Origin of the sequence: Streptomyces sp. GC420 (assembly GCF_009916105.1) — a bacterium.
Taxonomy (GTDB): Bacteria; Actinomycetota; Actinomycetes; order Streptomycetales; family Streptomycetaceae; genus Streptomyces.
On the sequence record NZ_JAAAXQ010000249.1, the window covers coordinates 1 to 12,450 of the forward strand.

Here is a 12,450-nt window from a genome sequence, read left to right on the forward strand (position 1 = left end):
GGCCCCCACGGCCGGACCGTCCTGCGGAGCGCTCGGCACGGCAGGCACGGGCTCCGCCCCGGTCGGCGGCGGGCCGGAGCCGGCCGCCGGAACGGTTTCGGACGCCGCGCCGTCAGACGGCTGCGCGGAGGTGGAAGCCGCCGGCGAGGGACGCCGCCCAGGCCCCGGCCCCGCTTGGGCGTGCGGAACCGCATCGGGCTCCGGCACCGCATCGGGCTCCGGGACCGCCGAAGGGCCGGGCCCCTCCCCCGGTCCGGAAGCCGTCGCCGGTGAGGGATCCGACGCGTTCGGGTCCATGGGCTCCGAGCCCGCACTGCCGTTGTTGTCGCCTGGTCCCACAGCGGCCCCCCAACCGTCTTGATACCGGGCTTGCGGTCCTGATAACGGGCTTGCTCCGGCACGCTCCGTCCCGCCGCAGAGGCTGAGGCACTACCCGGCGCACGGGGCCCGCTCTACGGGAGGGCGGCGGCAGTGTCCCACAACTGGGTGCCGCGGGAGTCGACGAGTGCGCGGATACCGGCCAGCACATCAGCCGCGGGTCGCGGTTCGAGGCGGCGTCCGTCGCGCAGTCGCAGCGCGACCCGGTCGTCGACGGCCTCCTCGGCGCCGATCACGGCCTGGTACGGGACGAGCCGCGCCTCCCTGACGCGGGCGCCGAGGGTGCCGCGTTCCGGTCCCGCGAGTTCGGCCCGCAGGCCGAGCCCCGCGCACCGCGCGGCGAGCGCCCGCGCGCTGGGCAGTTCCGCATCGGAGACCGGGAGGATCGCCAACTGGGCCGGGGCCAGCCAGGCGGGGAATGCCCCGCCGTGCCGTTCGACGAGGTGGGCGACGGCCCGCTCCACGCTGCCGATGATGCTGCGGTGCACCATGACGGGCCGGTGCTTCGCGCCGTCCGCGCCGATGTAGTGCAGGCCGAAGCGCTCGGGCTGGTGGAAGTCGACCTGGACGGTCGAGAGAGTGGATTCCCGTCCCGCCGCGTCGGCGACCTGGATGTCGATCTTGGGGCCGTAGAACGCGGCCTCGCCCTCTGCCGCCTCGTACGGGAGTCCCGAGCCGTCCAGGACCTCGGTCAGCAGAGCGGTGGAGCGCCGCCACAGCTCCGGGGCGGCGACGTACTTGCCACCGGGACCCGGGAGGGACAGCCGGTGCCGGGCCGGGGTGATGCCGAGCGCCCGGTAGGCCCGGCGGATCATGTCCAGGGCGCCCCGCGCCTCGTCCGCGACCTGGTCCAGGGTACAGAAGATGTGAGCGTCGTTGAGCTGGATGGCGCGGACCCGGGTCAGCCCCCCGAGGACGCCCGACAGCTCGGAGCGGTACATGCCGCCCAGCTCGGCCATGCGCAGCGGCAGCTCGCGGTAGCTGTGGGTCCTTGAGCGGAAGATCACCGCGTGGTGCGGGCACAGACTCGGCCGCAGGACGACCTGCTCCGAGCCCAGGTCCATCGGGGGGAACATGTCGTCGCTGTAGTGCGACCAGTGCCCCGAGATCTCGTACAGCTCGCGTTTGCCGAGCACCGGCGAGTACACATGCCGGTAGCCCGCGCGGCGCTCCTCCTCCCTGACGTACTCCTCCAGGGTGTGCCGTACCGAGGCGCCGTCGGGCAGCCAGTACGGCAGCCCCGCGCCGATCAGCGGGTCGGTGTCGAACAGGTCCAGTTCGCGGCCCAGCCTGCGGTGGTCGTGCATGGCGGTCTCCTCGCCGTCAGGGGGCGGGTGACCGCAGCGCGAAGCCCCGGGGCACTCGCCCCGGGGCTTCGTCGTCAGACGTCTGTCAGCGCGCCGGGACACTCTCCGGCGTCGTCGTCACAGCAGCGCGCTTCATCCCAAAAAGCTAACAGAGGCAAGCGGTTCAATGCCTGCCCTTACATAAATGTCACATCGCCGAGAACTCGTCGCAGGGCCGACGGCGTGCTTTCGTTGACGTGGGCCACGGCGCGGCGCGGCGCTCGGCCGAGCGCGGCGTACGGGGTGCCACCAGGCACGACGGCGCCCCACGGCCGGCGGTGACGGCCGGCGCACGGGCATGTGCCCAGGGCGCCGACGCGGCGTCCGGACGTGAGGGAAAGGGATGTGACCGTGGGAGCGTACGCGGAGACCTACCGGCGGAGTCTCGCCGACCCCGAGGGTTTCTGGCTGGAGGCGGCGGAACTCGTCGACTGGACCGTCAAGCCGTCCCGCGCGCTCGACGACTCCGGTGCCCCGTTCTACCGGTGGTTCCCCGACGGCGAGCTCAACACCTGCGCCAACGCCCTCGACCGGCACGTGGACAACGGTTTCGGCGACCGTACGGCGCTGATCTGGGACTCCGCGATGGTCCCGGCGAAGAAGTCGTACACCTTCCGTGAGCTGCGCGACGAGGTGGCGCGGGTGGCGGGGGCGCTGGTCTCGCTCGGTGTCGGCAAGGGCGACCGGGTCGTCATCTACATGCCGATGGTGCCCGAGGCGGTCATGGCCATGCTGGCCTGCGCCCGTATCGGTGCCGTGCACTCGGTGGTGTTCGGCGGCTTCGCGCCGAAGGAGCTCGCGGCCCGGATCGAGGACGCGCAGCCGAAGCTCGTCGTCGCCGCGTCCTGCGGGCTGGAGCCCAACCGGGTGATCGCCTACCAGCCGATCCTCGAGAAGGCACTGGAGCTCAGCGCGCACAAGCCCGACCACACGCTGATGTTCCAGCGCGACACGCTCCGCGCCGAGCTCGGCCCCGGCACGGTGGACTGGGCCGACGTCGTGCCGGGCGCGACGCCCGCGGACCCGGTCCCGGTGGCCTCCACCGACCCCCTGTACATCCTCTACACCTCCGGTACGACCGGTAAGCCCAAGGGCGTGATGCGCAGCGCCGGCGGGCACGCGGTGGCCCTCGCCTGGTCGATGGGCGCGGTCTACGACGTGCACGCGGGCGATGTCTTCTGGTCCGCCTCGGACGTCGGCTGGGTCGTCGGCCACAGCTACATCGTGTACGGCCCGCTGCTCGTCGGGGCCACCACCGTCATGTACGAGGGCAAGCCGGTCGGTACGCCCGACGCCGGCGCGTTCTGGCGGATCGTGCAGGAGTACGGCGTGCGGGCGTTCTTCACGGCGCCCACCGCGATCCGTGCGGTCAAGCGGGTCGACCCGGACGCGGAGATGCTGGGCACGTACGACACCAGCACGCTGGGCGCGCTCTATCTCGCCGGCGAGCGCTGCGACCCCGAGACGCTGCAGTGGGCGAAGGAGAAGCTGGGTATTCCGGTCATCGACCACTGGTGGCAGACGGAGACCGGCTGGCCCATCGCGGCCAACCTCCGCGGCATCGAGCTGATGCCGGTCAAGCCGGGGTCGGCCACGGTCCCGGTGCCGGGCTGGGACGTGCAGATCCTCGACGCGGACGGGCAGCAGGTGAAGGCCGGGCAGGAGGGCGAGATCGCCATCAAGCTCCCGCTGCCGCCCGGAAGCCTGCAGACCCTGTGGGGCGACGACGAGCGGTACGTCGAGTCGTACCTGAGCCGCTTCCCCGGCTACTACCACACCGGTGACTCGGGCTACATCGACGAGGACGGCTACCTGTTCGTCATGGGCCGGGTCGACGACGTCATCAACGTGGCGGGGCACCGGCTGTCCACGGGTGCCATGGAGGCGTCCCTGGCCACCCATCCGGCGGTGGCGGAGTGCGCGGTGATCGGTGTCCCCGACGCGCTGAAGGGGCAGGTGCCCTACGGCCTGGTGGTGCTGCGCGCCGGGGCGGACCCGGACCCGGACGAGCTGCGTGCGGAGCTGGTGGCGGCCGTGCGGCGCGATGTCGGCCCGGTCGCGGCCTTCCACGACGTCGTCGTCGTGTCGGCGCTGCCCAAGACGCGGTCGGGGAAGATCCTGCGCAAGACGATGCGGGCCATGGCGGACGGCCGTGACGAGCCGGTCCCGCCGACCATCGAGGACGCGTCGGTCCTGGACGCCCTCACCGAGGTACTGCGCCGGCGGTCGTAGCGGGACGCCGTCCGGGGCCCGCGTGTGACGGCGCGGGCCCGGGCGGCCTTCCCGGCCGTCCCGTCTTCCCTGCCGTCCGCGGGCCACCCGCCGCCCCCGGCCGAAGCGGAGGGGCTGCGAGCAGCGGGCGGCGGTGGCTGCCGGTCTATGGCAGCAGGTCCGCGACGAGTACGGCGAAGTCGCCCGGGGACATGAGGCGGATACCCAGTTCCTCGGCCTTGGCGCGCTTCGATCCGGCGTTCTCTCCCGCGACGACGAGCGAGGTGCGCTTGGAGACGCTGGAGGAGGATCTGCCTCCGCCGCGTTCGACGAGCTCGTTCATCTGGTTGCGGCTGAGCTTCTCCAGCGGTCCGGTCATGGCGCCGGTCACGACGACCGTCATGCCGTGCAGTGGCTTCCCCTCGTCATCCGCACCGGCGACGGCCACGGTCCCGTCCCCCGGCGCGTCGTCGGGACGGGGCGGTGTGGCACCGGGCTCCGTCATGTTCACGCCCGCAGCGACGAGCTTGTCGATGAGGGGCGCGAGCTGGGCGAGTTCGGCGACGATAACGGGTGCCTTCTCGATGCCTATGCCCTCGACTCGCTGCATGGCCTCGGCGTCGGCGGCGCGGATGTTGTCCATGGTGGCGAAGTGCCGGGCGATGCGGCGGGACATCGAGCGGCCGGTGCCCCGCACGCCGAGGGCGCACAGCACGCGGGCGAGCGGCCGGGCCTTGGCCCGCTCGATCGCGGCGAGCAGGTTGTCGGTGCTGGCCGGCCCCATCCGGTCCAGCGCGAGCAGCTGCTCGCGGGTGAGGGCGAAGAGGTCGGCGAAGTCCTTGGCGAGTCCCGCGTCGGTGAGCTGCACGACCCGGGTCAGGCCCAGCCCCTCGATGTCGAGCTGGTCGCGGCCGGCGGCGTAGGACACGGAGGCGACCAGGTGGCAGTCGCGTCCGCGTTCGCACCGCCAGCGCTGCTCGGAGGTGTCGATGGCGGACCCGCACTGCGGGCAGGCGGCGGGGAAGTCGACGGCCTGTTCCGTCCCCGTGCGCAGGTGGGCGACGGGGGCCTCGATCCGCGGAATGATGTCACCGGCCTTGTAGACCATGACGCGGTCACCGATGCGCAGGTCGCGGCGGGTGATGTCGGCGGGGTTGTGCAGCGTGGCGTAGGTGACGGTGGAGCCGTCGATCTCGACCGGTTCCAGCACGGCACGCGGGGCGATGATGCCGGTGCGTCCGACGTTCCACTCCACGCCGAGCAGGGTGGTGACCTTCTCGACCGCGGGCAGTTTGTAGGCGATGGCCCAGCGCGGCGCCCTCGACCCGGATCCCGCGGTCCGCCGGTCCTCGGCGGCGTCGGCCTTGACCACGATGCCGTCGATGCCGAAGGGCAGCTCCGCGCGCAGTGCGGCGATCTCCGCCACCCTGTCCTGCACCTCCTCGACGGTGGTCACGGTCCGGCCCGGCACCTCGGTGCCCGCCGTCGTGTGCACGCCCAGCCCGGCGACGTACGCCATGAGGCCGCTGTGCGCCGATCCGGTGAGCCGGGCCGCGAGTTCCTCGCCGGCGCCGGGCAGCGGCAGGCAGCCGTAGGCGAAGAACGTCATCTCCAGGCGGTAGGCCCGGTCCTTGGCGCGCAGCGTGCCGGCCGCGGCGTTGCGCGGGTTCGCGAACGGCTCCCCGCCGTGCTCGGCGCGCACCGCGAGCGCCGTCTCGAACTGGGCGGCGGTCATCAGCACTTCGCCGCGCACCTCCACGCTCACCGGCTCGGACAGCTCGCCCGGCAGGCCCACGACCGTTCCGATCGCGTGCGACACGTCCTCACCGGACGTGCCGTCCCCACGGGTGATCAGCTGCGTCAGCCTGCCCTCGCGGTACCGGGCGGCGATGGCCAGCCCGTCCAGCTTCGGCTCCACGCTCCAGGCGGCGACCGGCTGCCCTATCCGGCGCTCCAGGGAGGCGGCCCAGGCGGCGAACTGCTCGGCGGAGAAGACGTTGTCGAGGCTCAGCATCGGCTGTGTGTGCGGCACGTCCCCCACCGCGGCGCCGCCCGCGACCTTGCCCGTCGGGGAGTCGGGCAGCACCTGGCCGGGGTGGTCCGCCTCCCACGCGGCGATCGCCCGCACCAGCCGGTCGTAGGCATGATCGTCGAGGGCGCTGTCCCCTCCCGCGTAGTAGGCCCCGGCGGCCTTCACAGCGGTCTCGACGGCCTGCGCGTACGCGGCGTCGTCGGCAATCACGGCTTCAGTGGTCGTCATGGATCTTATGGTGCCGTGCACCACTGACAATGCGTCTGACCTGCGGAGACAGCGCACGGATCAAGGATCGGGAGCCCGTCGTGGCGACCACTGGGACCGGTGACGGCCACGGACCGCCGCGGACCGCCGGCCGGACACGGACCGCCGCGGACCGGCCGCACACCGCCGAACCGCCGTCGCACCTTCCGTCGCAGCCGCCGCTACAGCTTCACCCCGTCCGTCTCGCGCGAATGACTGCGGCCCCCCGCTCGGACCGGAAGCGGTCGAACTGGGCGATGATGACGATGGTGGCGAGGACGTGTAGTCGCCGTCAGTCCGCCGGTCGCGTCTTCAGCGCCCCCCGCGGTCGAGGGCGGCGACCTCGCGTACCGCCTCGGCGATGGCCGGGTAGTCCTTCTTGAGGATCGCACCGTGGTTGCTGGCGGCCTTCGCGCCGATCCGGATGTTCGGGTTGCGGGCGGTCACCGCACAGAGGCTGGTGCGTACCCGTTCCTGCTCGTCACCGCGGCTTCCGAAGGACGTCCCCGAAGCGACCGCATACCGCACGGGGACGGTGATGCCGTCCAGAACGGGGCCCAGCTCGCGCTCGCGGGAAAGCCTGCCGCCGCGACCGCTACGTCGTCGACGACGAACTCTTCTACCAGGCGACGATCGCCAGCGCCCGAGCCAACGACCATGTCGTCGAAACCGCGCGCCAGGGCGTCGCCGTCCTCGGCGCCCACACCCCCGCGGCCACCCGCCCGGAGAACATCGCCCGCTTCCTCGACTTCATCAGCGAAACCATCACCCGCGCCGCCGAACAGGCCCGCGAAGTCCTGCACGCCGAACCCGGGACAGCCTCGAACGACACCGCCCAACCAAGTCCAGACCGCGGACGGACGGCATCCGACGACGGCCGTGATCGTCCTCACCGATGACCGCTGTACCGATGGCCCCGAGGCCGTGGACCGAACTGCCGTCGGCGGGGCGCCACCGGCGCTCCCGGCACCGCACGCCCTCCCCGCACCGCCGGTCCACCTGGGCGTATCCGCCCCTTCGGCGTGGAAGCACATCCTCCGCCCCTCGAATGGAACGTATGAACCAACGCGGCAGGGGCATCCGGTAGCGCAGGGACGGCGACGCGAGGCGACGCCTGCGAAACGGAGGTGCCGTATGGCCACCGCTGCTGCCGCACCGGCGCACGATGTCGGTCGGGTGGTGACGCTGCCCGGCGTGTACGCGCCGCAGCACGACACCCACCTGCTCGCCGGCGCGCTGCGCCGCGAAAGCGTCGGCGCCGGCACCGACCTGCTCGACATCTGCACGGGCAGCGGGGCACTCGCGCTGTACGCCGCGCGCCTGGGCGCCAATGTCACGGCCGTCGACATCACCCGCCGGGCGGTACTGACGGCCCGCCTCAACGCGCTCCTGGCCAAACAGCGGCTGACCGTGCGCCGGGGTGATCTGACCGGCCCGGTGCGCGGGCGCTCGTACGACGTCGTCATCAGCAACCCCCCGTACGTGCCCGCACCCCTGCCCCACCTGCCCAGCAGGGGTGCCGCCCGCGCGTGGGACGCGGGGCCGGACGGGAGGGCCGTCCTCGACCGCGTCTGCGACGCGGCGCCCGGCCTGCTGCGCGAGGCCGGGGTGATGCTGATGGTGCACTCCGGGCTGTGCGGGGCCGAGCGGACGCTGGAGCGGCTGACGGCCGCGGGGCTGCGCGCCGGCATCGCGGACCGCGCCCATGTTCCGTTCGGGCCGGTGCTGCGCTCACGGCTGACGTGGCTGCGCTCCCGCGGGCTGCTGCCCGAGGACCAGGAGCAGGAAGAACTGGTGGTGATCCGTGCCGAGCGTCCCTGAACGGCCACGCCGGGTCACCATCGACCGCGAAGGACCGGTCCTGGTCGAAGGCCCCGTGGAAGTGACCACCGAGACCGGCGAGGTGGTGCGGTCCGACCGCTTCGTGACCGCCATCTGCACCTGTCGGCGCAGCCGCATGTACCCGTGGTGCGACACCAGCCACCGGCGCCGGGTGAAATCCGGACGTCCCGCCTCGCCCGCCGACGGCACGGAGCCCGCCCGCCCGGACGAAACCTGCGGCGGGCCCGCCCCAGCCGGGTGACCGGCCGGCAAACCGTACCGCGTCCTCGCGGCCGGGACGCGAAGGTCGCGGCCCGCACCGTCGCCGCCACGGACGCTGACGGTTGTGAGAGGCCGCGAACCGTGCGTCGCCCGGGTGAAACCGCGCCGGGTACGCATACCGAGCGCCGACGCGGGGAGGCGTACCGGCGCGGGCGCCACGGGCCGCACACGCTCCGCCGCCGTCACGGCGCGCCGGACGTGCACGGAACGCCACGCACACCGCGCCGCGCCCGCGCCGGTACGCCTCCCCAGCCCGCGCGGTGCGACCTCCGCGTGGAGCACGAGGGCCGCGCGCGTGCGGGCGCGAAGGGCCTCCGCGCGCACCGTCGCCCGGCACGGCGGCCTTGCCCGCCGCCCGCGCCGGTACGCCTCCCGAGCGCCGGTACGGGGGCCTACTCGTACGGGCAAAGTGAGAGGCCGCGGCACACACCGTCGCCGGCACGGCACGACGGACGTGCGCAGAAGGCCGGGCAGCCCGCGCCCGTACGCGCATCTGAAGCTCACCGCGCGAGGCCCGCGTCCGCGGGGGACACGAGGGCCGCGCCGCGGGTCGTGCGGGCCGCGTGACAGGCCCCGGGCCGGGGCGGGCGTGACGTGCCCCGGCCCGGGGCGTGGAGCAGGGTGGGTCAGGCGGCGCCGGCCTCCGCCTCCGCCTCCGCTGCGAGGTGGCGCAGCCGGGCCTCGACGCCGCCGTCGACGACGCGGGTGTCGAAGGCCGGCTGGGGCGAGGTCGCGGGCCCGCGGACGTTCCAGCCGTCGGCCAGCCGGAACACACTGCCGTGCCAGGGGCACGTCACGCAGCCGTCCGCGATCTCGCCCTCCGACAGGGGCCCCGCCATGTGACTGCACCGGTCGGCGAGCACGTGCACGGTGTTCTCCGTCTCGCGGACCACCATCACCGGCACCTCGCCGACGCGGCGCCGTACCGCTCGGCCGACCGGGAACTCGGACACGTCGCCGATCCGGTGCCAGCCCGGTTCCACGAGGTGCGGAACCTGTTCGGCGTGGTTGGCGCCCGAGGCCTGGCGGTAGGCGAGATGGCCGCCCAGGGCGCCGCCCGCGCCCACCACCGACAGGCCCGCCAGGCCGAGCGACTTGCCCAGCGCCTCCCGGCCCCGCAGCCTCGCGGTGTAGGACCCGGCGTACAGCGAGACGCCCGCGATGTTCGCCACCGCGTGGACCAGCCCCACGCGCTGCTGCTCCCGGGGAAGCTCGGCCCAGTCGGTCCAGCCCGCCACCGCCGCCGGTCCCGCGGCCGCCAGCCCCACGCCGATCAGGGTCCGTGCGCCCCTGCGCCGCCCCGGCATCAGGTCCAGCACCGCCGCGGACAGCCAGGTGCCGACCGGTACCTGCACCATCAGCGGATGCAGCGGGTGGCCGAGCCAGCGCCCGTGCAGCACGTCGCGCACCGGCCCCATCGGGACGGCCCGCACCGCGGACCGCATCCTGATGATCAGCCCGTCGGGTCCGGGCCAGCGCTCCAGGCGGTCCACCGCCCTGAGTACACGGCCGGGACCCGCCGAGGAGGGCAGGATCCGGCGTGCCACCAGGCTCACACGTTCACGTTTGCGTTCGCGCTTCTTCGATCGGTTCATAGGAACGGGGTAGCCAGGACGGCGCGCGGAAAACGGACAGGCCCGTGGAGTCCGGTCGGACGTGGCGGGGCCGGCCGGCACCCCGCGCGTCCCCCACGGCGAGTCAACCGTGACGTTTTCGCCGCCCGGCCAGGTATCCCCGGCCACGTGCCATGGCGCATACTGAGCAGTGATGACAAAGTCAGCTGGACCCAAGCGCTGTCTGCCCACCAGCCCCTTCAAACCCCCGGTCGTGCCCCCTCAGAAGCACTTCGCCGTCGGCAACCGGGTCTCCCACGACGTGTACGGCCTCGGCCGCGTCACCGGCATCGAGGAAGGAATCGCGGTGCTGGTCGACTTCGGCTCGAAGCAGGCCCGCATCACGAGTCCGTACTCCAAGATGACCAAGCTCTGAGAACCCGGTGGCCGTTCGGCACGCGGCAGGTGGTCACCCTCCTGCCCGTGCGAGAACCACCACTTCGACATCCCCCGGCAAAGGACCGCCTCTCATCGACCTGACCTCGCCGTTCTCCGCTGTGGAATCGGCGCCCCACTACACGACGACCGGATCGCCGCCTCCCGCCAGGAACCCTTTCCGGGCCCCGGACTTCCCGGAGGCGGAATCCGAGTTCCCCGCGGACGCGGAGAGTTCGGATCCGGATCCCGGCACCACGCACCATCGATCGCGCGAGCCCTTCGCCGGGCCGTCCCGAGGACGGCGATCCGGGTGACCGAGCCCCGGGACTCCGCCCTCCAGGTGACCGATGTCCCCGAGGCGCGGCGGTACGAAGCCCGCTGTGGCGACGAGCCGGCGGGCATCGCGGAGTACATCCGTACCGAGGAGCTGATCGCCTTCGTGCACACGGAGGTGTACCCGGCCTACGAGGGCCGGGGCGTAGGCAGCGCGCTGGTACGGGCCTCCCTGGACCGCGCGCGGAAGGACGGGACCGCCGTACTGGCCGTGTGCCCCTTCTACACGGCGTGGATCGCTCGGCACCCCGAGTACCAGGACCTCCTCTATACCAAGCAGAGCCGGGTCACCGACTGAGCCCGGTGCCACCGGCCGCCCGGGCCGGGCGGCCCCGTCCGGCCCGGCGGCTTCATCCGGCGGGCCCCGGAGCGAAGACCGGGGCTCCGCGCGGGTGGACGAAGCTGGCCGCGAGATCGGGCAGCGAGTGCGTCACCGAGTGGGCGAAGAGGCGGTTGACCCCCAGCCGGAAGCGCGAGACGGGGAGATCGGCCCAGCCTCCGTCCCAGGTGAGGTGCGCGGACACCGGCCCCTCCTCGATCGCCACCTGTTCCGGCACCGTGCCGACCAGCGGCGGGAGTTTGCGTTCGGCGCGCCCGGCCCTGCCCAGACTGATCACCAGGAGCCGCGCGGCGCCCTCCAGGTCGGAGAAGCTGCCGCAGCCCTGGCGCGCTGTGCTGCCGGAGACGTACTCGAGTACGTAGACGCCCCGGCGCCGCGCCAGGTGGAAGGCGACCTCCATGTCGCCGAGGCACAGGACGTCACCCGGCCGCCGGCCGAATTCCGCCATCCGGAACTGCGCGGCCCACGACACCACATCGAGGCCGCCGATCTTCCCGCTGTCTTCAGTCATGGCGCACTCCGGTCGAGGCAGGGGCCGCCACTGTACGGAGGAGTCGGGGGGTACGGCGAGTCCCGGCCGCCCTCGTACCACCCGTCGGACGTCCGTCCGGCCACACCTATGTGACCTTCGGTGTTGGCGGGAACCGATTCGTCGACGGTGGCGTCACTGATCATGCCGTCACGAAAGGGTGGCGGATGAACCGATGTGGGGGGACAAAACATGAATCGTGCGCGTGTCATCAGAGCGTGCTCGGCGGTGGCCGCCGTGGTCGCGCTGATGTCGGTCACCGGCTGCCGTGAGGACGACTACGTCGTTCCGGACGCCTCGCAGTCCGCGGGGGCGGACACGGGCGCCTCGCCGACGGCGTCGGCGGACGGCGGCAACGACACGAACGGGAAGCGGTCCCTGGTCGACGCCCCCGTGGCGGGCGGGCTGGAGAAGCTGACCGGGGAGGACGCGCTCCTTGACGTCCCGGTCGACCCGGGCGAGATGCGCGACGGCATGACACTCGTCGCGGGCCACTACCGGGCACCGGGCGACACGGGGGTCCCGGTGCTGTTCGAGGGCGTCGACAACGTGCCCGAGGACACCAACGAGCGCCGGGAGCACCTGTTCAGGGGCATGCTCGAGCACATCGAATGGGACCCGGAGCTGGGTCAGCCGACGGCGGAGCCGGTCGACGCGGGACCGCTGGGCGGCTCGGTGGAGTGCCTGCTGGCCTCGCTCAGCGAGGACGGCAACGTCATCTGCGGCTGGGCGGACGAGGGGACCGCTGCCGTGGCCCTGTTCGACAGCAGCACCATCGACGAGGCGGGCAAGCTGTTCGTCGAGATGCGCGCGGACCTGGAGAAGTGAGCCGGGCGACACGCGACGGGCGCCGGATGCCGTCGACTGCGGTGCGCCGCGCGCAGGGCGCCGCGAACTGACGGCCCGGCCGCATCGACGGCCGCGGCCGCGAAGGGGGAGGG

At 73.0% G+C, this 12,450-nt stretch carries 11 protein-coding genes and 1 pseudogene; 7 read left to right on the forward strand and 5 right to left on the reverse strand.

The features are described from left to right. Positions 1-452: 452 nt before the first annotated feature. Positions 453-1,685 (reverse strand): threonine--tRNA ligase, encoded by a 1,233-nt coding sequence (gene thrS / locus GUY61_RS25915; protein WP_166632659.1) that lies wholly within the window; start codon positions 1,683-1,685, stop codon positions 453-455. Between the two features lie 390 nt (positions 1,686-2,075). Here thrS and GUY61_RS25920 point away from each other — a divergent pair, with 390 nt between their 5' ends. Then, positions 2,076-3,956, forward strand: coding sequence for a propionyl-CoA synthetase (locus tag GUY61_RS25920; protein WP_166632666.1), 1,881 nt, complete (start codon positions 2,076-2,078; stop codon positions 3,954-3,956). 145 nt (positions 3,957-4,101) lie between these two features. On the opposite strand, the gene ligA is transcribed toward GUY61_RS25920, so the two are convergent. Together ligA and GUY61_RS41290 are read right to left on the reverse strand one after the other, a co-directional pair. After that, positions 4,102-6,195 carry an NAD-dependent DNA ligase LigA gene (gene ligA, locus GUY61_RS25925; protein ID WP_208106470.1) on the reverse strand — a complete coding sequence of 698 codons (2,094 nt, stop codon included), beginning with the start codon at positions 6,193-6,195 and terminating at the stop codon, positions 4,102-4,104. 330 nt (positions 6,196-6,525) lie between these two features. Further along, positions 6,526-6,660 (reverse strand): hypothetical protein, encoded by a 135-nt coding sequence (locus GUY61_RS41290; protein ID WP_279576852.1) that lies wholly within the window; start codon positions 6,658-6,660, stop codon positions 6,526-6,528. A 137-nt stretch (positions 6,661-6,797) separates the two neighbouring features. Here GUY61_RS41290 and GUY61_RS40485 point away from each other — a divergent pair. From GUY61_RS40485 to GUY61_RS25945, 3 genes and pseudogenes are all read left to right on the forward strand, one after another. Next, a pseudogene (locus GUY61_RS40485) lies at positions 6,798-7,112 on the forward strand (MarR family transcriptional regulator); the annotation flags it as partial. Between the two features lie 235 nt (positions 7,113-7,347). Then, positions 7,348-8,034, forward strand: coding sequence for a HemK2/MTQ2 family protein methyltransferase (locus GUY61_RS25940; RefSeq protein ID WP_166632660.1), 687 nt, complete (start codon positions 7,348-7,350; stop codon positions 8,032-8,034). After that, on the forward strand, positions 8,018-8,296 hold the full coding sequence (locus tag GUY61_RS25945; protein ID WP_166632661.1) for a CDGSH iron-sulfur domain-containing protein: 279 nt from the start codon (positions 8,018-8,020) through the stop codon (positions 8,294-8,296). Before GUY61_RS25940 ends, GUY61_RS25945 begins: the two co-directional genes overlap by 17 nt. A gap of 646 nt (positions 8,297-8,942) precedes the next feature. Here the strand turns inward: GUY61_RS25945 and GUY61_RS25950 are convergent. Then, a complete protein-coding gene (locus GUY61_RS25950; RefSeq protein ID WP_166632662.1) occupies positions 8,943-9,911 on the reverse strand; it encodes a Rieske (2Fe-2S) protein in 969 nt (322 codons plus the stop codon). A gap of 172 nt (positions 9,912-10,083) precedes the next feature. On the opposite strand from GUY61_RS25950, the gene GUY61_RS25955 reads away from it, so the two are divergent. Next, complete coding sequence (locus tag GUY61_RS25955; protein ID WP_166632663.1) at positions 10,084-10,305, forward strand: hypothetical protein; 222 nt, start codon at positions 10,084-10,086, stop codon at positions 10,303-10,305. A gap of 312 nt (positions 10,306-10,617) precedes the next feature. Continuing rightward, positions 10,618-10,938, forward strand: a complete 321-nt coding sequence (locus tag GUY61_RS25960) for a GNAT family N-acetyltransferase (RefSeq protein WP_313896855.1) — start codon at positions 10,618-10,620, stop codon at positions 10,936-10,938. A gap of 52 nt (positions 10,939-10,990) precedes the next feature. Here the strand turns inward: GUY61_RS25960 and GUY61_RS25965 are convergent, their stop codons facing one another. Then, positions 10,991-11,491: a hypothetical protein gene (locus GUY61_RS25965; protein WP_166632664.1), complete on the reverse strand. Its 501-nt coding sequence runs from the start codon at positions 11,489-11,491 to the stop codon at positions 10,991-10,993. A 210-nt stretch (positions 11,492-11,701) separates the two neighbouring features. Between GUY61_RS25965 and GUY61_RS25970 the strand changes: the two genes are divergently transcribed. Then, positions 11,702-12,337, forward strand: coding sequence for a hypothetical protein (locus GUY61_RS25970; protein ID WP_166632665.1), 636 nt, complete (start codon positions 11,702-11,704; stop codon positions 12,335-12,337). The last annotated feature ends 113 nt before the right edge of the window (positions 12,338-12,450 follow it).

Coding starts and splice junctions, on each gene's coding strand:
- thrS (WP_166632659.1), bottom strand. CDS start 1,685: ATGCACGACCACCGCAGGCTGGGCCGCGAACTGGACCTGTTCGACACC.
- ligA (WP_208106470.1), bottom strand. CDS start 6,195: ATGACGACCACTGAAGCCGTGATTGCCGACGACGCCGCGTACGCGCAG.
- GUY61_RS25970 (WP_166632665.1), top strand. CDS start 11,702: ATGAATCGTGCGCGTGTCATCAGAGCGTGCTCGGCGGTGGCCGCCGTG.
- GUY61_RS25965 (WP_166632664.1), bottom strand. CDS start 11,491: ATGACTGAAGACAGCGGGAAGATCGGCGGCCTCGATGTGGTGTCGTGG.
- GUY61_RS25940 (WP_166632660.1), top strand. CDS start 7,348: ATGGCCACCGCTGCTGCCGCACCGGCGCACGATGTCGGTCGGGTGGTG.
- GUY61_RS25955 (WP_166632663.1), top strand. CDS start 10,084: ATGACAAAGTCAGCTGGACCCAAGCGCTGTCTGCCCACCAGCCCCTTC.
- GUY61_RS25950 (WP_166632662.1), bottom strand. CDS start 9,911: ATGAACCGATCGAAGAAGCGCGAACGCAAACGTGAACGTGTGAGCCTG.